This is a genomic window from Anaerobutyricum soehngenii (assembly GCF_009697165.1).
GTDB lineage: Bacteria > Bacillota > Clostridia > Lachnospirales > Lachnospiraceae > Anaerobutyricum > Anaerobutyricum soehngenii.
Map to the genome: position 1 here is coordinate 1 of NZ_VULP01000033.1, position 20,333 is coordinate 20,333.

24 protein-coding genes are annotated in these 20,333 nt (G+C 36.8%); 22 read left to right on the forward strand and 2 right to left on the reverse strand.

All coding sequences use genetic code 11. The annotated features are described in order from the left end of the window. The first annotated feature begins 218 nt into the window (after positions 1 to 218). The 20 genes from FYJ25_RS12425 to FYJ25_RS12520 all read left to right on the forward strand — a co-directional run bounded on the left by FYJ25_RS12425 (position 219) and on the right by FYJ25_RS12520 (position 16,265). Positions 219 to 992 (forward strand): hypothetical protein, encoded by a 774-nt coding sequence (locus FYJ25_RS12425; protein ID WP_154581425.1) that lies wholly within the window; start codon positions 219 to 221, stop codon positions 990 to 992. 336 nt (positions 993 to 1,328) lie between these two features. Then, a complete protein-coding gene (locus tag FYJ25_RS12430) occupies positions 1,329 to 1,970 on the forward strand; it encodes an adenylate kinase (RefSeq protein ID WP_096241119.1) in 642 nt (213 codons plus the stop codon). A gap of 93 nt (positions 1,971 to 2,063) precedes the next feature. Then, positions 2,064 to 2,357: a nucleotidyltransferase family protein gene (locus FYJ25_RS12435; RefSeq protein WP_096241118.1), complete on the forward strand. Its 294-nt coding sequence runs from the start codon at positions 2,064 to 2,066 to the stop codon at positions 2,355 to 2,357. Further along, complete coding sequence (locus FYJ25_RS12440; protein ID WP_096241117.1) at positions 2,344 to 2,733, forward strand: HI0074 family nucleotidyltransferase substrate-binding subunit; 390 nt, start codon at positions 2,344 to 2,346, stop codon at positions 2,731 to 2,733. The genes FYJ25_RS12435 and FYJ25_RS12440 overlap by 14 nt, the downstream gene beginning before the upstream one ends. A gap of 114 nt (positions 2,734 to 2,847) precedes the next feature. Continuing rightward, complete coding sequence (map, locus tag FYJ25_RS12445) at positions 2,848 to 3,642, forward strand: type I methionyl aminopeptidase (protein ID WP_096241116.1); 795 nt, start codon at positions 2,848 to 2,850, stop codon at positions 3,640 to 3,642. 38 nt (positions 3,643 to 3,680) lie between these two features. Continuing rightward, positions 3,681 to 3,968: a KOW domain-containing RNA-binding protein gene (locus FYJ25_RS12450; protein ID WP_021908066.1), complete on the forward strand. Its 288-nt coding sequence runs from the start codon at positions 3,681 to 3,683 to the stop codon at positions 3,966 to 3,968. A 2-nt stretch (positions 3,969 to 3,970) separates the two neighbouring features. Continuing rightward, positions 3,971 to 4,189, forward strand: coding sequence for a translation initiation factor IF-1 (gene infA, locus FYJ25_RS12455; RefSeq protein WP_005344620.1), 219 nt, complete (start codon positions 3,971 to 3,973; stop codon positions 4,187 to 4,189). 130 nt (positions 4,190 to 4,319) lie between these two features. After that, positions 4,320 to 4,433: a 50S ribosomal protein L36 gene (gene rpmJ / locus FYJ25_RS12460; protein ID WP_081452247.1), complete on the forward strand. Its 114-nt coding sequence runs from the start codon at positions 4,320 to 4,322 to the stop codon at positions 4,431 to 4,433. A gap of 446 nt (positions 4,434 to 4,879) precedes the next feature. Beyond that, complete coding sequence (rpsM, locus tag FYJ25_RS12465) at positions 4,880 to 5,248, forward strand: 30S ribosomal protein S13 (protein WP_021908065.1); 369 nt, start codon at positions 4,880 to 4,882, stop codon at positions 5,246 to 5,248. Positions 5,249 to 5,301: 53 nt separating this feature from the next. Then, complete coding sequence (rpsK, locus tag FYJ25_RS12470; RefSeq protein ID WP_005344623.1) at positions 5,302 to 5,697, forward strand: 30S ribosomal protein S11; 396 nt, start codon at positions 5,302 to 5,304, stop codon at positions 5,695 to 5,697. A 16-nt stretch (positions 5,698 to 5,713) separates the two neighbouring features. After that, entirely contained in the window at positions 5,714 to 6,307 is a 594-nt protein-coding gene (gene rpsD, locus FYJ25_RS12475) for a 30S ribosomal protein S4 (RefSeq protein WP_005344625.1), read from the forward strand. A 117-nt stretch (positions 6,308 to 6,424) separates the two neighbouring features. Next, complete coding sequence (locus FYJ25_RS12480; protein ID WP_096241115.1) at positions 6,425 to 7,384, forward strand: DNA-directed RNA polymerase subunit alpha; 960 nt, start codon at positions 6,425 to 6,427, stop codon at positions 7,382 to 7,384. 86 nt (positions 7,385 to 7,470) lie between these two features. Next, positions 7,471 to 8,007: a bL17 family ribosomal protein gene (locus tag FYJ25_RS12485; RefSeq protein ID WP_021908062.1), complete on the forward strand. Its 537-nt coding sequence runs from the start codon at positions 7,471 to 7,473 to the stop codon at positions 8,005 to 8,007. A gap of 244 nt (positions 8,008 to 8,251) precedes the next feature. Then, positions 8,252 to 10,063: an energy-coupling factor transporter ATPase gene (locus tag FYJ25_RS12490; RefSeq protein ID WP_154581426.1), complete on the forward strand. Its 1,812-nt coding sequence runs from the start codon at positions 8,252 to 8,254 to the stop codon at positions 10,061 to 10,063. Further along, positions 10,060 to 10,863: an energy-coupling factor transporter transmembrane component T family protein gene (locus FYJ25_RS12495; RefSeq protein ID WP_021908060.1), complete on the forward strand. Its 804-nt coding sequence runs from the start codon at positions 10,060 to 10,062 to the stop codon at positions 10,861 to 10,863. The genes FYJ25_RS12490 and FYJ25_RS12495 overlap by 4 nt, the downstream gene beginning before the upstream one ends. Before the next feature lie 155 nt (positions 10,864 to 11,018). Further along, on the forward strand, positions 11,019 to 11,780 hold the full coding sequence (truA, locus tag FYJ25_RS12500) for a tRNA pseudouridine(38-40) synthase TruA (protein WP_096241113.1): 762 nt from the start codon (positions 11,019 to 11,021) through the stop codon (positions 11,778 to 11,780). A 242-nt stretch (positions 11,781 to 12,022) separates the two neighbouring features. Continuing rightward, positions 12,023 to 12,451, forward strand: coding sequence for a 50S ribosomal protein L13 (rplM, locus tag FYJ25_RS12505; RefSeq protein ID WP_005344638.1), 429 nt, complete (start codon positions 12,023 to 12,025; stop codon positions 12,449 to 12,451). A 24-nt stretch (positions 12,452 to 12,475) separates the two neighbouring features. Then, positions 12,476 to 12,868 carry a 30S ribosomal protein S9 gene (gene rpsI, locus FYJ25_RS12510; protein WP_005344640.1) on the forward strand — a complete coding sequence of 131 codons (393 nt, stop codon included), beginning with the start codon at positions 12,476 to 12,478 and terminating at the stop codon, positions 12,866 to 12,868. 371 nt (positions 12,869 to 13,239) lie between these two features. Beyond that, positions 13,240 to 14,796 (forward strand): ABC-F family ATP-binding cassette domain-containing protein, encoded by a 1,557-nt coding sequence (locus FYJ25_RS12515; RefSeq protein ID WP_096241112.1) that lies wholly within the window; start codon positions 13,240 to 13,242, stop codon positions 14,794 to 14,796. 551 nt (positions 14,797 to 15,347) lie between these two features. After that, positions 15,348 to 16,265 carry an AEC family transporter gene (locus tag FYJ25_RS12520; RefSeq protein ID WP_154581427.1) on the forward strand — a complete coding sequence of 306 codons (918 nt, stop codon included), beginning with the start codon at positions 15,348 to 15,350 and terminating at the stop codon, positions 16,263 to 16,265. Between the two features lie 130 nt (positions 16,266 to 16,395). Here FYJ25_RS12520 and FYJ25_RS12525 read toward each other — a convergent pair whose 3' ends face one another. Both FYJ25_RS12525 and FYJ25_RS12530 read right to left on the reverse strand, forming a co-directional pair. Further along, the gene (locus tag FYJ25_RS12525; RefSeq protein WP_021906758.1) at positions 16,396 to 16,944 is read right to left on the reverse strand and encodes an NADH peroxidase; all 549 of its coding nucleotides are present in this window, start codon (positions 16,942 to 16,944) and stop codon (positions 16,396 to 16,398) included. A gap of 942 nt (positions 16,945 to 17,886) precedes the next feature. Beyond that, entirely contained in the window at positions 17,887 to 18,279 is a 393-nt protein-coding gene (locus tag FYJ25_RS12530) for a Fur family transcriptional regulator (protein ID WP_242970730.1), read from the reverse strand. A 461-nt stretch (positions 18,280 to 18,740) separates the two neighbouring features. Here FYJ25_RS12530 and acpP point away from each other — a divergent pair, with 461 nt between their 5' ends. Further along, positions 18,741 to 18,974 carry an acyl carrier protein gene (acpP, locus tag FYJ25_RS12535; RefSeq protein ID WP_021906543.1) on the forward strand — a complete coding sequence of 78 codons (234 nt, stop codon included), beginning with the start codon at positions 18,741 to 18,743 and terminating at the stop codon, positions 18,972 to 18,974. 371 nt (positions 18,975 to 19,345) lie between these two features. Next, complete coding sequence (gene mreB / locus FYJ25_RS12540) at positions 19,346 to 20,329, forward strand: rod shape-determining protein (protein ID WP_021906544.1); 984 nt, start codon at positions 19,346 to 19,348, stop codon at positions 20,327 to 20,329. The last annotated feature ends 4 nt before the right edge of the window (positions 20,330 to 20,333 follow it).

The following is a 20,333-nucleotide window of genomic DNA, read 5'->3' on the forward strand; positions in this document are numbered from 1 at the left end:
AGTTTTTGTGAGGACCTGTTGCCATGGTCACCAAATCTTCCAGAGAAATGCAGAAAGACAGAGAAAAAATAAGACCGCCGTTTGGCGGTCTAAAATTTTGTCAAGGTACGCACTATCTACCACTTACTTTTATTTTGTGGGATTCTCATTTTATCTCGTATATATAGGTAGAAGCAGTGATGGCTTCAATAAAGATTATCTTAGAAAGGATGAGTAAAATGAGAAAGACAGAAAGAAATTTTACAAACAAGGTTTTAGAAAGTAAGCGAGGAGATGTACAGGCAGTAAAGAGTAAAATCAAAAGCTCTGTAATGGCAACAGCTTTTTTGTTTGCCGCAACAATACCAATTGGTTTGTCTGTTCCAGCAGGAAATGTGCAGGCTGCTGTCGCCCAGCAAAAACAGGTTAAGAAAGTAAATCAGAAAGTAAAAACAAATACCTCAAAAGCAATCCCAACAATAGAATCTAGAAAAGTAACATCATCAACTATGATAAAGGCATATAAAAAATATTTAAGGAAAAATGTAAGTAATAAAAAATATTATGCCATCGCAAATATTGGGGACAATAATGCCCCTGTACTTTTAAGAGGAACACAAGGAGCAGAAAACGATAAAACGGGAAGACATTACACAGGATGCCAGATTTATTATTATAAAAATGGCAAAGTAGTAAAGATGGATACATTTAAAGATGGAGGCAGATGGCTTTTACTTTCAAAAAAAGATGGACAGAATTACCTTACAAACGGCGGTTCAGATTTCTCTATCCGAATTTGTGTTAAAAATGGAAACTTATACAGATATCAATATTATAACAATCATAACTGGAAAAAGAATCCTGAAAATAAATGGGCAACATCCATTGTAAAAATGAACGGTAAAGTTATTAAAAATATGGGATATTTGGATGGGACATTATACAGAAGACATACTGGTTATTATACTTATTTAAAGAATCCAGAAATCAGCTTTACAAAGAATGTGAAATAACTTCTGCTTGTTCCTATTTTACAAATTTATTGGGGGATTTGGAAATGGGAGCAGGAAGAATAGGAAATCTGTTTTTACTTCAGTAGCCAAAGAACAGCCTCCAGAAAGAGAAATAAGCTATATTTGTGGCCTGGGAGCAAAGGTTGGATGTGAGTGGTTAAGCGAACATTCAACCTGTAGCGACGAAAGTCACAAATATAGCTTATTTCTCTTTCTGGAGGCGTCTCCTTTGTTGCATAAGTCAAAATTTTTCTTGTATTTCTTGGAGAATAGGGTTAGAATAAAATCGTATATGTTTAAATATATGATGATGTTAAATCTGGAGGTTAATAAATAATGAAGATTATTATGTTAGGCGCTCCTGGCGCAGGTAAAGGAACTCAGGCAAAGAAACTTTCAGAGAAATATGGTATTCCACATATTTCCACAGGTGATATTTTCCGCGCTAATATTAAGAATAATACAGAACTTGGAAAGAAAGCAAAAGGATACATGGATGCAGGACAGCTTGTACCAGACGAACTGGTTGTTGATCTTGTAGTAGACCGTATTAAAGAACAGGATTGTTTTAAAGGATTTATCCTTGATGGTTTTCCACGTACCATTCCACAGGCAGAAGCTCTTGACTATGCTTTGAATAATCAGAATGAAAAGATTGATTATGCAATTAATGTAGATGTCCCTGACGAGAATATCATCAACAGAATGGGCGGAAGAAGAGCATGTGTTGGTTGTGGCGCTACATATCACGTAGTAAATATGCCACCTAAGAAAGAGGGTATCTGTGACCATTGCGGAGAGAAGTTAGTTCTTCGTGAAGATGATAAGCCGGAAACCGTTAAGAAGAGACTGCAGGTTTATCATGATCAGACCAAGCCTTTAATTGAGTATTACGATAAGAAGGGTTCTCTTTTAACAGTAGACGGAACTTTAGATATCAATGTAGTATTTGAAAAGATTACAAAGGTTCTTGGATAGAGTGTGTTTGAAATGAAAAGGGCTGTCGCGGTATCACTCTTATAGTGCGATAGCCTTTTTTATTATAAACTATTATAAACGAAAGGGTGTCTCATGAATAATACAGGAATAAAACCAAAAGTAATAGAAGAGATACGAACTTTTGCAAGAAAATATAATATAGATAAGGTCATATTATTTGGGTCAAGAGCCAGAGGCGATTATAAACGTACCAGTGATATTGATTTGGCTGTTGTAGGTGGTGATTTTGCAAGATTTGTTTTGGATGTAGATGAGGAAACATCAACATTGTTAGAATATGATATTGTTGATATGAGCAGAGAAATGCAGGATGAGTTAAGGCAGTCTATTATGCAGGAAGGAAAGATTTTATATGAAAAAGTATGAGAATTTTTGTTCTGCTTTATCTAATATGCAGGAAATTTATAAGTATGATCCACCATATGACACGGTTATTTTAACAGGTCTGGTTGGACTATTTGAAGTTTGCTTTGAACAGTCATGGAAAATGATGAAAGAAATTCTGGAATCACATGGGTATGAGGAGGGAGCAACCGGTTCTCCTAAAATTATTTTAAAAACAGCTTATAAGGCAGGTATGATTAAAGATGAGGAACTGTGGCTTAGAGCTTTGCAGGAGAGAAATAATGTAACGCATTCTTATAATGAAAAGATTGCGTTGGGAATTGTTATGCGGGCAAAAGAGGAATTTTATGATATGTTTTGTGAGTTAAAGATTGAAATTGATAAAAACTGGTTATAAAATATAAGTCCCAGAGTAGTTATAATGTACTGTAACTGTTATATAATGTGTAAGATAGATAAGTATGTGAACGTAGGATTACTATAGCATTTACATTTAGATATGGAGAAAATAATGGCAATTACAATAAAGAACGAACATGAAATTGCATTGATGCGTGAGTCAGGACGTTTACTGGCACTGGTTCACGAAGAGATGCGTAAGGAATTAAAAGAGGGGATGACAACAAAGGATATTGATCGGATTTGTGAGACAATGATCAGAGACTTTGGATGCATTCCTAATTTTTTGAATTATCAGGGATTTCCGGCTTCTGTATGTGTGTCGATTAATGATGAAGTTGTACATGGAATCCCTTCAAAAAAAAGATACATTGACAATGGAGATATCGTAAGCCTTGATGCAGGACTTATTTATAAAGGATATCATTCCGATGCTGCAAGGACACATGGTGTAGGAGAAATCAGTCCGGAAGCACAGAGGATTATTGATGTTACAAAACAATCTTTTTTTGAAGGTATTAAATTTGCAAAACCTGGCAATCATTTAGTTGATATTGCAAGAGGTATTCAGACTTATGCGGAAAACAACGGATATTCTGTTGTGCGTGATCTGACAGGGCATGGGATTGGAACGAAGCTTCATGAAGCACCGGAGATTCCGAACTTTGTGCAGAGAAGAAGAGGCGCTAAGATGCAAAAGGGAATGGCACTTGCGATCGAGCCGATGATCAATGAAGGAACCTATGATGTTTACTGGCTTGATAATGACTGGACAGTAGCAACGGTAGACGGAAAGCTTTCTGCACATTATGAGAATACGATTGCTATTACAGATGAGGGATGCGAGATTCTCACAATGCTTCCAGAAGAAAAAGAAGCTTTGCATAGTGAACAAAAAGAAAAGTGATTTTTTTATAAATTTTTACTTGGTAATGGAGAAGATTTATGCTAGAATATAAATTAGGTTATTTTGCCACATCCCTTTGCGGTCACGATAAAGGAAGAATTTACATGATTGTAAAGCAGGAAGGTGAGATGATTGGATTGTCGGATGGAGTAAGAAGAACCATTGATAATCCGAAGTGGAAAAAGAAGAAACATATTCAGATGATACGCTCTGAGAGAATGGCAGAAGCTTTTCCATCCCTGATTTCTTCGGAGGATGCCAATCAGAGGATCTATGATGAGATCGCTGGAATGGAAGGGCGTAAAGTAAGAAAGCAGGAGGATTAAATATGTCAAAATCAGATGTTATTGAAGTAGAAGGAAAGGTAGTCGAGAAGCTTCCTAACGCTATGTTTAAGGTAGAGTTAGAGAATGGTCATCAGGTACTGGGACATATCAGCGGAAAGTTACGTATGAACTTTATTAAGATTTTACCAGGAGATAAAGTGACAATTGAACTTTCCCCATACGATTTAACAAAAGGCAGAATTATCTGGAGAGATAAATAGATTAAAAGGTTTTGTATGATTTGACTGAAGAATGGCTAGAATTTTGTCGTTTTTCGGAAGAATTGTGCTTGCTTTTAATATAGAAAGATGATATAATAATTGCCGAACGTTTTGGAAAGGAGAGAAAATCGTGAAGGTTAGAGCATCAGTTAAGCCTATCTGCGAAAAATGCAAAGTCATTAAACGCAAAGGCGCAATCAGAATCATTTGCGAAAATCCAAAACATAAACAGAGACAGGGATAAAACCTTGCTTCCGGGTTCAGCAGAATTTGGGAGTGGAGAGTATATTCTTGATTTTGTTGTGTCATTGGTATGATATCCTTTCAATCTGAGTATTTACGTCAGATGCAAGAGAAACTATTGAGTTTTGCGGATATCATCAATTATTGCCACCGTCATGGCAATTAAGCAATTTTACGAAAAGCGGCTGTGGTGAGTAATCGCCAATATATTTTCGTAAAAAGACAGTGCGGGAAGACAGCACTGCCATGCAGCGCGAAAGAGTTTACAGTTTGTCTGTAACGATAAGACGGTCACGCTGTAGTCTGGGAATACTGTGTATTTCACGACATAAAACAATACTATAATTAAGGAAAACAAGACGAATCCAAACTTAAGACACGCTGAACATTTCACCGTACGCGGCAGCGATGAATTTTGTTGGATGAATATTTAGTGGAGGTGCACACATGGCTCGTATTTCAGGTGTTGATTTACCTAGAGAAAAACGTGTAGAAATCGGTCTTACTTATATTTATGGAATTGGAAAAACAAGTGCAGATCAGATTTTAAAAGCAGCAGACGTTAATCCTGACACACGTGTACGCGATTTAACTGATGACGAGGTTCGTCGTCTTAGCGAAATCATCAATGCAGATTATACTGTAGAAGGTGATTTACGTCGTGAGATCGCTATGAACATCAAACGTTTACAGGAAATTGGTTGCTACAGAGGAATCCGTCATAGAAAAGGATTACCTGTTCGTGGACAGAAGACAAAGACAAACGCTAGAACACGTAAAGGTCCTAAGAAAACTGTTGCAAACAAGAAGAAATAAGTAATTTAGAGATAAGTATTAATATAGATTAATCCTATAGGAGGGTTTCGTCAATGGCAAAGAAAGTGACCAAAAAGGTGACGAAGAAACGTGTTAAAAAGAATGTACAGCACGGTCAGGCTCATATTCAGTCATCTTTTAATAATACAATTGTAACATTAACTGACTCTGAAGGTAACGCTCTTTCTTGGGCAAGTGCTGGAGAAATGGGCTTCAGAGGCTCCAAAAAATCTACTCCATATGCAGCACAGATGGCAGCTGAAACAGCAGCTAAAGCAGCAGTGGTACACGGATTAAAGACTGTTGAAGTTATGGTTAAAGGACCAGGTTCAGGAAGAGAAGCAGCAATTCGTGCACTTCAGGCATGTGGTCTGGAAGTAACAAGCATCAAAGATGTTACACCAGTACCTCATAACGGATGTCGTCCACCAAAACGTAGAAGAGTCTAATAGGAGGTAAGTAAGAATGGCAATTGATAGAACTCCAGTCCTGAAGAGATGCAGATCCTTAGATATGGATCCTGTATATTTAGGAGTGAATAAGAAATCAAACAGAAAGTTAGTTCGTTCCAGCAGAAAGATCAGCGAGTATGGTCTTCAGCTTCGTGAAAAACAGAAAGCAAAATTCATCTACGGTGTTTTAGAAAAACCTTTCAGAAACTACTACGCTACAGCAGAGAGAATGAAAGGACTTACAGGTCCTAACTTAATGGTTCTTCTTGAGTCCAGACTGGACAACGTAGTATTCCGTATGGGATTTGCAAGAACAAGAAAAGAAGCTAGACAGATCGTTGGACATAAGCATGTATTAGTTAACGGTAAGTGCGTTAACATTCCATCTTACAGAATTAAAGCTGGCGATGTAGTTGAAATTAAAGAAAACAAAAAGACAATGCAGAGATACAAAGATATCGTTGAGGCAACTGGCGGTGTTCTTGTACCAGCATGGTTAGATGCTGATATCGAAGAGTTAAAAGGAACAGTTAAAGAACTTCCTTCTCGCGATATGATCGATGTTCCAGTTAATGAAACACTCATTGTCGAGTTATATTCTAAATAATAAATGATTCTTCTAATTGAATGCCTGCTATCATACAGGCATTCAATTATAGTATATGGAAGCTGGTAAACCTGGAATTGATTTTCCAATTAATTACCCAAAAGGAGGGTCCCATTCGTGTTTGAATTCGAAAAACCGAGAATTGAAATAGCAGAGATTTCAGAAGACAATAAATATGGTCGTTTTGTGGTGGAACCACTGGAAAGAGGGTACGGCACAACTTTAGGTAACTCCTTAAGAAGAATCATGTTATCTTCCTTACCAGGTGCAGCAGTAAGTGCAGTGAAGATTAAAGGCGTTCTTCATGAGTTCAGCTCTATTCCTGGTGTAAAAGAAGATGTCACTGAAATAATTATGAATATTAAAGAACTGGCTATCAAGAATAACAGTTCTTCTAACGAACCAAAACGCGCTTTTATTGAGTTCAGCGGAGAGGGTGTAGTTACAGCAGCAGACATCCAGGTTGACAGTGATATTGAAATCATTAATCCGGATTTAGTTATTGCAACTTTAAGTGGCGGTGCAGACAGCCATTTTGAAGCAGAGCTGACTATCACAAAAGGCCGTGGATATGTAGGCGCTGATAAGAACAAATCGGAAGATCAGTCCATTGATGTAATTGCAGTAGATTCTATTTATACACCTGTAGAGCGTGTTAATCTTACTGTAGAGAATACTCGTGTAGGTCAGATTACAGACTTTGATAAATTGACTTTAGATGTATTTACAAATGGAACACTGGCACCGGACGAAGCAGTGAGCCTTGCTGCTAAAGTTCTGAGTGAACATCTTAACCTCTTTATCGACTTATCTGAGAATGCTCAGAAGGCTGAGGTTATGGTAGAAACAGCTCAGGATCCGGTTGACAAAGTTTTAGAGATGAATATTGACGAATTAGAATTATCTGTTCGTTCATATAACTGCTTAAAGAGAGCAGGTATCAATACTGTTGAAGAACTTACAAACAAGACACCTGAAGATATGATGAAGGTTCGTAACCTTGGACGTAAGTCTCTTGAAGAAGTATTAGCTAAATTAAAAGAATTAGGTCTTTCCTTAAATAATAGCGAAGAGTAATTCTTACCATAAACAAAGTAATATAGACCCGCTTAGGCTGAAGGTATTAGTAGGCATGGCGAAAAATAAACAGGAGGTCCATTAAAATGGCAAAATACAGAAAATTAGGAAGAACATCTAACCAGAGAAAAGCTTTATTACGTAACCAGGTTACACAGCTTCTCTATCATGGAAAGATTCGTACTACAGAAGCAAAAGCAAAAGAAATCCGTAAAATTGCAGAAGGCTTAATCGCACTTGGCGTTAAAGAAAAAGACAACTTTGAAGTTGTTAAGGTTCAGGCTAAAGTAGCTAAGAAAGACGCAGAAGGCAAGAGAGTTAAAGAAGTAGTTGACGGAAAGAAAGTAACTGTTTATGAAACAGTTGAAAAAGAAATCAAAAAAGATTTACCATCCAGACTTCATGCAAGACGTCAGATGTTAAAGGTATTATACCCTGTAACTGAAGTTCCTGCAGAAGGAAAAGGAAGAAAAGCAAATACAAAGAAAATTGATCTTGCTCAGAAAATCTTTGATGAGTACGCTCCTAAATATGCTGAACGTAACGGTGGTTACACAAGAATCGTTAAAATTGCTCAGCGTAAAGGTGATGCTGCATTAGAAGTTATCATTGAATTAGTTTAATTTTACGTGTGTTGACTTTCATTTAGTTCAATAGACAAAATAAAAATCTTATAATTGCAAATGTATCCTTAGTACAAGAGTTTGATGCAGTTAAGCATCGAATTCTTAACAACTAAAGATACAAACGCAATTATAAGATTTTTTTGTTTTTAATAAATAGATATTTAATGTTATAAAAAAATAGGGTATAATGGGTGTTAGCTTTGTCAAACTAAGATTGATAATTAATGGAGAATAAAATCAGATGAATTTGATCGATGTGAAAAATCTTTTATTTAACTATAAAATATATTCCGGGGAAAAAGAAGAAGTTATTGAACATACAGCGATTGATCATGTTTCTTTGTCAATTAAGAAAGGTGATTTTGTCGGAATTCTTGGTCATAACGGATCGGGAAAGTCAACACTTGCAAAACAGCTTGCTGCTTTACTAAAGCCATCCGGTGGAATAATTTATGTTAATGGAATGGATACGGCGAAAGATGAACTACTTCTTCCTATTAGGAAGACAGCGGGAATGGTATTTCAGAACCCAGATAATCAGTTGATTGGAAATATCGTGGAAGAAGATATCGCTTTTGGTCCTGAGAATATGGGGATTCCCAGAGAAGAAATTGAGGAAAGAATTACGAGAGCATTAGAAGCTACGGGAATGAGTGCATATCGGGAACATTCTCCGAATGCACTTTCCGGTGGACAAAAACAAAAAATCGCGATATCCGGGGTGCTTTCGATGGAACCGGAATGTATTATTTTTGATGAGCCAACGGCGATGATTGATCCAGAAGGCCGAAAAGAGGTATTGAAAGCGATTTATGATTTGAATCGTTTAAAACATATTACGATTATTTATATAACACATTTCCTTGATGAAGTCAGTAAGGCAGATTATCTGTATGTGATGAAGCAAGGAGCCATTACGTTAGAAGGCTCTCCGGAAACATTATTTAAGATGCCAGATCAATTAACAGAAAATAATCTAGAACTTCCGTTTGAGATTTCGTTTATTGCAGAATTAAGAAAAAAAGGTCTGAATATACCGAAAGAAATATATACAAAGAAGCAACTACTTGAGTTTTTTAAATGCCGGCAGCAAGAAGAAAGTTTCTTGTTCACTGAAAAGAAAGTAGAGAATCAACAGAAGAAATGTATTGCAGAAACAGAGAAAGAAAAAGGCATTGTTCTGAAAAATATCAGTTATCAGTATAAAAAAAGAAGTGCTGAGGAAGCAAAAGATGCGTTACAAGACGTTTCATTATCTATAAAACCTGGAGAATTTGTAGCGATTGTAGGGAAGACCGGATCAGGAAAGTCAACATTGATTCAACATTTAAATGGACTTTTGCAGCCACAAAGTGGACAATATTTTTTTGAAGGCCAGGATATATGGTCGAAAAAGTATGATTTAAAAAAACTCAGGCAGAAGGTAGCACTTTGTTTCCAATATCCTGAATATCAGCTTTTTGAGGAAACTATATTAAAGGATATCGCATTTGGACCGAAAAATCTTGGTTTTGATAAAAAGAAATGTGAAGAAAAGGCTCGGTATGCAATGAAGCTTGTGGGCCTGCCAGCAGAACTTGAAAAGGTTTCTCCGTTTTCATTATCCGGAGGACAAAAAAGGAGAGTAGCTTTGGCCGGAATTTTAGCTATGGAACCAGAATATCTTATTTTAGATGAACCAGTAGCCGGAATGGATGCTCCTGGTAAAAGGATGTTATTTCAGCTTTTGCATCATCTTAACAAAGACAAAGGAATTACAATTGTACTTGTTTCTCATAACATGGATGATGTTGCGGCACATGCAGATCGCGTATTAATTATGGAAGATGGAACTCTGAAAATGGATGGAACGACCAGAGAAATATTTGCAAGGAAAGATGATCTTACAACGACGGGACTTGGAATTTCTCAAACAGTAGAATTTTACCTGGAATTAAGGAAAATGCAGATACAGGAAAGCATAGATTCTAACAGACAAACATTGCAAAATGAGAATGCCATTCCTCTTACCATAGAAGAACTGGCAGAATGTATTATAGGAGGCAGCGAATGATTCGGGAAATGACATTAGGACAATATTATAAAGCAGATTCCGTACTTCATAAACTGGATGCTCGTGTAAAACTTTTAGGGACATTGCTTTTTGTTATTACTTTATTTTTTCCGAAAAGTTTATTAAGTCTTGGAATTGCAACAGTATTTCTTGCTTTCACAATAAAGCTGTCAAAAGTACCATTTTCTATGATGATTCGAGGTGTAAAACCACTGTTTGTTATTATCTGTTTTTCAGCGATTATTAATATGATCAGTGTGGGAGGAGAAGTATTAATAAAACTTGGACCGGTATCCATTACGAAGCAGGGCTTATGGATGGCATTTTATCTTGTTATACGTTTAGTGTACCTTGTCATCGGTTCGTCAGTTATGACATTTACGACAACACCGAATCAGCTTACGGATGGACTTGAAAAAGGGTTTCAATTTCTTAAAAAAGTGCATATTCCTGTACATGAAATTGCTATGATGATGTCGATTGCTCTTCGCTTTATTCCAATTTTAACAGAAGAACTTGATAAGATCATGAAAGCACAGATGTCAAGAGGTGTTGATTTTGAAAGTGGAAATATTTTAGAACGAGGAAAAAAGCTGATTCCTGTTTTAGTACCACTCTTTATCGCAGCGATCAGAAGAGCTTCCGATCTTGCAATGGCAATGGATGCGAGATGTTACAATGGTGGGGAAGGAAAGACAAGATTACATCCCCTTGTTTATAAAAAACAAGATTATGCCGCATATGGAATCATGCTTTTATATGTAGCAATTATGATTTTTTGTAGTTTTATTTTAATATAAGAAATATATGATGTTGGTATCAAAAGTTCTCTTTCAGGCAAGCCTGCATCGGCTTTCTGACTTTTTGACCCTGATATTAATATATGTTACTATATAAAAGATGTTAGAATAATCAGTGCTGCATACTGATAAACATAGGAGAGAGAATAAAACTTATGAAACGATTTAAATTAGTAGTGGCCTATGATGGGACAAACTATTGCGGCTGGCAGATTCAACCGAATGGGATTACGATAGAAGAAGTACTGAATAAAACATTGAGTGATTTTTTAAAAGAAGAGATACACATAATCGGAGCAAGCAGAACAGATTCTGGAGTACATTCTTTTGGAAATGTAGCAGTATTTGATTCAGAGACAACGATTCCTGCAGAAAAACTTTGTTTTGCATTAAACCCACAGCTTCCAGAAGATATACGAATTGTGTCTTCTGCGCAGGTGGCGGATGATTTTCACCCAAGATATTGTGATACAAGGAAAACATATGAATATCATATTCAAAATGGAAAGATTCCTCTGCCAACAGAGAGGCTTTATTCTCATCTTGTCATCTTTCCATTAGATGTAGAAGCGATGCAGGAAGCCGGACAATATCTTGTTGGAACACATGATTTTAAAAGTTTTTGCGCTTCAAAAACACAGGCACAGACAACGGTAAGAACTGTGACAGGAATAGAAGTGGAAACTCATTCACTTTCAGAAGGAGAATATCCATCTCAGAAAGTAATAATCCGCGTAACAGGAGAAGGTTTTCTCTATAACATGGTCCGCATTATCAGTGGAACACTAATTAAAGTAGGATTAGGAGTCTATCCACCAGAGCATGTAAAAGAGATACTTGCAGCCTGCGATCGTTCAAAAGCAGGAGAAACCGTTCCGGCAAAAGGGCTTTTTTTGAAAAAGATTGAATATTTGTAAATTACAGGACGTAAAAAATTAAAAAACCCCATATTTTGTGGCAAAAATATTGTTGACACACTGAAAAGAGTGTTATATAATATGAAATTGTGGTATGCATATAAAATGTAATCTCAAAAGCCCCGAGATGCATTTTGTCATATACCTGCGTAAGCAGGATTGATATGATGGAGGGTCCGGACAGCCAGGAAGTCATATCTGAACCGTTGATTTTTTTAGAATAAACAGGAGGAGAACTACTCATGAAAAGTTTTATGGCTAGCCCATCTACCATCACTAGAGACTGGTATGTAGTTGATGCTACAGGACATACATTAGGACGTCTTGCATCTGAAGTTGCAAGTGTTTTAAGAGGAAAGAACAAACCGATCTTCACACCTCATATGGATTGCGGTGACTATGTAATCATCGTTAACGCTGACAAGATCAAAGTATCCGGTAAGAAGTTAGATCAGAAGATCTACTATCACCACAGCGATTATGTTGGTGGAATGAAAGAAACAACATTAAGAGAAAAATTAAACAAGAAACCAGAAGAAGTTATCGAACTTGCCGTAAAAGGTATGCTTCCTAAAGGACCTCTTGGAAGACAGATGTATACAAAGCTTTTCGTATACGCTGGACCTGATCACAAACATGCTGCACAGCAGCCTAAGGAATTAGCAATCTAGTATTAATTTAAGGAGGAAAAGTAAGTGGCTACTACAAGATATTACGGAACTGGTAGAAGAAAAAGCAGTGTTGCAAGAGTATATCTCGTACCAGGAACAGGTAAAGTAACAATCAATAAAAAAGACATGGATGAATATTTTGGATATGACACATTAAAAGTAATCGCTCGTCAGCCATTAGAATTAACATCCACAGCAGATAAATTTGACGTATTAGTTAATGTACACGGTGGCGGATACACAGGACAGGCTGGTGCGATCAGACACGGTATTGCAAGAGCATTACTGGAAGCTGACCCAGAATTCCGTCCAGCATTAAAGAAAGCTGGATATTTAACTCGTGACCCACGTATGAAAGAAAGAAAGAAATACGGTCTCAAAAAAGCTCGTAGAGCACCTCAGTTCAGCAAGCGTTAATTTCGTTTACTCGAACTACAAATTTCAAACAGCAGCGCAAGAACCTCTCAGGGGAGCAATCCTTTGGGAGGTTTTTTTGTGGAATGTAGTATCGAAGTATTTTTGCACAACTGACGAAAAATTTTCTCGCAAAAACAAGTACAAAAATACTCCGATACTACATTCAGTAGGAATTGGATAAGTTTTAGTTTATCTCAGTTGAGATGATTTTAGAAAGTTAGGAAAGGAACTTTGCCAGTTTGATTGACGAGAGCCTCTTGTTATAGTAAAGTCATTATAGTAAATTTGAAATTCAAGTCGAGCCGCCGCGAGACTTGGCGCGTGATTCTGGTTAGCATAAGCTGAGATAAATAGAATTTTAAGGAGAATATATGAGTATTTTAAATGTAGAGCATTTGACCCACGGTTTTGGAGACAGAGCGATATTTAACGATGTTTCTTTTCGACTGTTAAAAGGAGAACACATCGGTCTTGTCGGTGCAAATGGCGAAGGAAAGTCCACATTTATGAGTATTGTTACCGGAAAAATGATGCCGGATGAAGGAAAAGTAGAGTGGGCGAAAAATGTAAATGTTGGATATCTTGACCAGCATGCGGTATTAGAAGCAGGAATGACAATTCAGGATGCATTAAAATCTGCGTTTGATCCTTTATTACAAAAAGAAGAACGAATGAATGAAATCTGTGATCTGCTTGGTTCTGCTGATGAGAAAGAAATGGAGCTTCTCATGGAGGAATTGGGACTGATTCAGGATGACCTTACTCTTCATGATTTTTATACTATTGATGCAAAGGTAGAAGAAGTAGCAAGAGCGCTTGGCCTGTTAGATCTTGGATTAGATCGTGATGTTACAGATTTAAGTGGTGGACAGAGAACAAAAGTCCTTCTTGGTAAACTTTTATTAGAAAAACCGGACATTCTTTTGTTAGATGAGCCTACCAACTATCTTGATGAAGAACATATTGCATGGCTGAAAAGATATTTGCTCGATTACGAGAATGCATTTATTTTAATTTCTCACGATATTCCTTTCCTGAATGAGGTTGTTAATATCATTTATCATATGGAAAATCAAGAGCTGAATCGTTACGTCGGAGATTATGAACATTTCCAGGAAGTTTACGCAGTAAAAAAAGCACAGCTTGAAGCGGCATATCGCCGTCAACAGCAGGAAATCAATGAATTAAAAGACTTCGTAGCGAGAAATAAAGCACGAGTTTCCACAAGAAATATGGCAATGTCCAGGCAGAAAAAACTCGATAAAATGGAACTTATTGAATTGGCAGCAGAAAAACCAAAGCCAGAATTTAACTTCCGTTATGGCCGTACTCCAGGGAAAATGCTCTTTGAAACAAAGAAACTTGTAATTGGTTATGATGAGCCATTATCAAAACCTTTAGATTTTTATATGGAACGTGGGCAAAAAATTGCCTTAATTGGAACAAACGGAATTGGAAAAACAACATTATTAAAGAGTTTACTTGGACTAATCCCACCTCTTTCAGGAAGCTGTGAAAAAGGAGAAAATCTTCAGATTGGTTACTTTGAACAGGAAGTAAAAGGAGAAAACCCAAATAGCTGTATTGAAGAAATATGGGAAGAATTTCCTGGATTTACCCAGTATGAAGTGCGTTCCGCCCTTGCAAAATGTGGACTCACCACGAAACATATCGAAAGCAAAGTACGCGTTTTAAGTGGAGGAGAACAGGCAAAAGTCCGTCTCTGTAAACTTATCAATAAAGACACCAATGTTCTTTTGTTGGATGAGCCTACCAATCATCTTGATGTAGATGCAAAAGAGGAATTAAAAAGAGCATTACTCGACTACCGAGGCAGCGTTCTTCTTATTTGCCATGAACCGGAATTCTATAAAGATGTCGTAAACGAAGTCTGGGACATGAGTAAATGGACCACAAAAGTACTATAAACTCCTGATTTGATGGACTAAAGAAACGAAACCCAGAAATGTTATATAGAATAAAATATGAAGATAGTCGCGGCATAGAAAATGCCTGACCGGCATTTTTATTTGCTCCGACATCACATTTTATTCTATATAACATTTCTGGGTTTCTGTTCTTTGGCGCCAGATGGAATCAGAAGTTTTGCCTGATAAAAATAAGGGATTTGTCCAGAAATCTACGATTTTCATTCAGATAAAATCTCCAGAAGGAATGCGTCAATCCTTTAGACTTTAATTTCCTGGAAAGTCATATCCTTCTGGTACATTCCACGTTGCCTAACTGTGGATTTAGAATAATCAGAAAAAAGAAAAAAATAATACATCCCAGATGCGGCTTGGGAGCGTGTTTAAAATGCGGATGAGCATTTTAAACGTAGCGACTACAGAGCAGATGGTATGTATTATTTTTTTCTTTTTTCGTCTATTACCAAATCTACAAATCAGAAATTTTCTTGAAGGAATTTTAAATATCGGGTAAAATGTTTTGTGAATAAAACACTAGGAAGGGTATATTTATGTCACTTATTGTAATAAAGAAAATTATAGAGATGTTTATGATACTGCTTGTAGGCGTAATAATCTACAAAGGGAAGATTATTGATGATGTTAGTACGAAGCATCTTTCAAATGTACTGCTGTTGTTAGTTTCTCCGTTATTGATTGTTCAGTCGTATCAGATTGATTTTAATAAGAAGCTTTTGTATGGATTACTCTGGGCCTTACTGGCTTCTTTTCTTACCTTTTTGTTTATGATCATTGTATCGGAGTTCCTTTTTCATGGGGATAAGAACCGTAGTTCTGTGGAAAAAATCGCAGTATCCTATTCGAATTCTGGTTTTATTGGGATTCCTTTAATTAGTGGAGTACTTGGAGATAAGGGTGTCTTTTATATGACGGCCTATATCACAGTCTTTAACGTATTGCTTTGGACACATGGCGTTGTTTTAATGGGAGATAGTAAGGATTTAAAAGGAGCATGGAAGAATTTCTTAAGTCCGGCGATTATTGCGGTTATCGTAGGAATTATATTATTTTTATTTCAGCTTCGACTGCCTCAATTTATTGAAAATCCTTTGGAAATGATTGCTTCAATGAATACACCGCTTGGAATGATTGTTGCAGGAGCCAATCTTGCTCAAGGGAATATTTTAAAGAGCCTAAAGAACAAACGCCTATATTATTTAAGTTTTATAAAGCTTATTGTATATCCATTGGCAGGGCTTGTTATCTTATGGCTACTGCCACTTGAGTTTGAGGTAGCATTTACCGTATTTATCGCATTGGCCTGTCCGGCAGGAACTTCGGTTGTAATGTTTGCACAGCGGTATGATAGAGACGCATATTACGGTTCAGAGATATTTGTGATTACGACACTGTTGTCGGTAGTGACGATACCGTTATTGTCAGTGATAGCAGTTGGATTATTAAAGTAAGAAAAAATTACATAAAAATAATCGCGATGTAAAAATACCTCTTTTCAGTATTTTTACATCGCGATTATTTTTATGTTTTACTATATATAGTTTCAGTATTTTTATTAGTTCACTGGTAATAAACTAGTAATTATTTATCTCCGAAGTATCTCTTAAGTAATCCTTCGAATGCTTTTCCATGTCTAGCTTCGTCACGAGCCATCTCATGAACTGTATCATGGATTGCATCAAGATTTAAAGCCTTTGCGCGTTTTGCAAGATCGAACTTACCAGCAGTAGCACCGTTTTCAGCCTCTACACGTACTTTGAGGTTCTCTTTTGTGCTTGGAGAAACTACTTCGCCAAGTAACTCAGCAAACTTAGCTGCATGCTCAGCTTCTTCATAAGCAGCTTTTTCCCAGTATAATCCGATTTCAGGATATCCTTCGCGGTGAGCAACACGTGCCATAGCAAGATACATACCTACTTCGCTGCACTCGCCTTCAAAATTAGCTCTTAAGTCAGCCTTAATATCTTCTGGAACATCACTTGCAACACCTACAACATGTTCAGCAGCCCATGTCTTCTCTTCTGTCTGCTCAATAAACTTAGAAGCAGGTGCCTTACAAAGTGGGCAAAATTCCGGAGCAGCTTCACCTTCATAAACATATCCACATACACTACATACAAACTTCTTCATAATAAATAATCTCCTTTTCTAAAATAAATGTCTGATAACTATTAAGATGGCGTCTTATTCGTTATCGAAAGCATATAAGTAACATTGCATAGTAATGAAAAATTCTTTTGAAAAAGTAATAATAATCATTACTGTTTTATAATAACCTAAAGATGAAAATTTGTCAACAAAAAAATTAAAAAAATATTTATGTGTAGATTTCGTATAGACGAAAAAAGAACGAATACCCTATCCCATTTGCTCTGTAGTCGCTGTGTTTAAAATGCTTGTTTGCATCTTAAACACACTCCGAAGCCGCATATGGGATAGGGTATTCGTTCTTTTTTCTGACTATCTAAATCCACAATCGGTGAGAATGGGGATTCTCCAGAAGAGTATAACTTTCCAGGAACTTAAATTTCGAGAAACTGACATTTATATAAGGAGTTCTATTTCTTCTGTTGTATCCCCTGCTATTTTCTTTTGAGGAAAAATAAGCATTTAGCGCAAAGTCACAAAATGCAATACTTATAACAATTCTTTTTTCTTTATCATAGTTTTTTGCAATTCAGCATAAAATTTTGTTTCAGCAGCTATTTGTTTTGATAACAAATAGCAAATTAGTAATTTCTGTTGGAAAAAGAAGGGGATTCGCCAGAAGATTATGAGAGTTAACTAGCGAAAAATTCTCTAGAAGGTTATAGATTCTCGGGAAATTGAAGCCTAAGGGATTGACACATTTCTTCTGGAAGTTTCCATCTGAATAAAAAGCGTAGACTTTTGGAGAATCCCCATTCTCACCAACTGTAGATTTAGAATAGCCAGAAAAAAGAAAAAAATAATACATCCCAGATGCGGCTTCGGAGCGTGTTTAAGATGCGAACGAGCATCTTAAATACAGCGACTACAGAGCAGATGGGGTGTATTATTTTTTTCTTTTTTCGTCTACACGAAATCTACAAATTACGATTTTTGAGCACAAGCTGCACAATATCCTCGGAAGGTAATGGTATAGTCAGAAATGATTCCATCGAAGCCTTCACCAATGTCTTCTTGTGGATGAACAGAAGGTTTGAATGGAATATCCTGAAGACATCCACAGGATTTACATTGAAAATGTGCATGAGGAATTGTCTGGCCATCGAAATGATCAGCATGATTCTCGCAGGTGATCTTCATGATTTTTCCTAAAGAAGTTAATAAGGAAAGGTTACGGTATACAGTTCCAAGACTAATATTAGGAAAGCTTTCGCGCAGTTCCTGATAAATAATGTCGGCGGTAGGGTGATCATGATGACTCATGACACATTCTAATATGGCATTTCTTTGACGGCTGTTCTTCATTGGCGCGCTCATATTTATTCTCCTTTCATAAATGGGTTTCATGATTCTATAAACTGATACAGGGTCAAAAGATATTTGATTCCTGAATTGATGTCACGAATTACTTCGTAGTTAACGCTGTTTCCATAATTTTGAATAGTCAATATAATTTGTATCAAATGATAACAATAAGAGTTACTATTTTTATAATATTGTATTTTTTTTCTTATGTCAAGAAGAATTAAGAAGGTTCATAAAAGCGGGGATATAATTCACAAAAGATAACCTTTAAAAAATATTGACAAAGAAATGTGGGAATAGTATGATACTAGAGTCAAAAGGTCATTTTGTACTGTTTTTAAGGGAAGTGGCTTTGAAGTTTTAAAGATAGCGGCGTTGCTGCTACGTAACTTGTGGACGGATCATTTGTGTGATCTGAAGTTGAATGATTTTGAACATTATTAACACATTTTATAAAAAGGAGATTTTTTCTTATGTTAGAAAAGATGAAAGAGATTATTGCGGAGCAGTTAGGTGTCGAAGAAGATGAGATTACACTGGATACTTCTTTTAAGGAAGATTTAGGTGCGGATTCTCTTGATTTATTTGAGCTTACTATGGCGCTGGAAGAGGAGTATGATACAGAGATTCCTGCTGAAGAACTTGCTGACATCGAAACAGTTGGAGATGTTATTGAGTACTTAAGAGAGAAGGGAATTGACGAATAAGCAGCGTGATTGATGCTGATCCTGCCCTGCTATGGGAAGGGCTGATGAACAGGTATTGGGGAGTGGACAGATAATCCTCAGTACCTTTTTTCACGTAAGAATAGTTATGAGAACGGTTATGTTATAAATTTGTAATGATTTGTCAAATGAGTTGCGGAATGAATTGTAAAATCTTACGAAACTAAGTCAGTATGCGCTTAGTGATAAAAAACTATTGGAAATTCGATTTATTTCGTTTATAATAATATCGGGTGTGTCAGCATTTTGAATAGTACACCGGGATACGATTTTGATATTGGTTATTTAGAGTGATTATTTAATCAGTATTTATGGATAAAAGACATGGAGTTTATAAGGAAAGGAGATTCCTAATGGCTACGGATATTGGAATTGATTTAGGTACTGCGAGTATTTTAGTATATGTAAAGGGGAAGGGTGTCGTATTAAAAGAGCCTTCAGTGGTTGCTTTTGATGTAGATACGAGAAAGATTAAGGCAATCGGTGAAGAGGCGCGTCTGATGATTGGACGTACTCCTGGTAATATTGTGGCGGTTCGTCCTTTAAGACAGGGTGTAATCAGTGATTACTCCGTTACAGAGAAGATGCTTAAGTATTTTGTTCATAAGTCAGTGGGCAAGAGTTTATTTGGAAGAAAGCCAAGAATTTCTGTTTGTGTTCCTAGTGGAGTAACAGAAGTAGAGAAGAAGGCAGTAGAAGATGCAACATATGCAGCAGGAGCAAGAGATGTAAAGATTATCGAGGAGCCGGTAGCAGCAGCAATCGGAGCTGGTATCGATATTGCGAAGCCATGCGGTAATATGATTGTAGATATCGGTGGTGGTACTTCTGATATTGCGGTTATTTCTCTTGGAGGTACCGTAGTAAGTACATCGATTAAGGTTGCCGGTGATGATTTTGACGAGGCAATCGTTCGTTATATGAGAAAGAAGCATAATCTGTTGATCGGTGACCGTACAGCAGAAGATATTAAGATTCAGGTAGGAAGTGCATATGCACGTGCAGAAGAATCTTCTATGGAAGTGAGAGGACGTAACCTTGTAACAGGTCTTCCTAAGACAGTTACCGTAACTTCCGAAGAAACAAGAGAGGCACTTCGTGAAGCGACAGCACAGATTGTAGAAGCAGTTCATAGTGTATTAGAGAGAACTCCACCTGAATTAGCAGCAGATATTTCTGATCGTGGAATCGTACTGACCGGTGGTGGAAGTATGTTACAGGGATTAGAACAGTTGATTGAAGAGAAGACAGGAATTACAACGATGACAGCCGATGACCCAATGACAGCAGTTGCGATTGGTACTGGCCAGTACATTGAGTATCTTGGTACAAAGTAGGAGA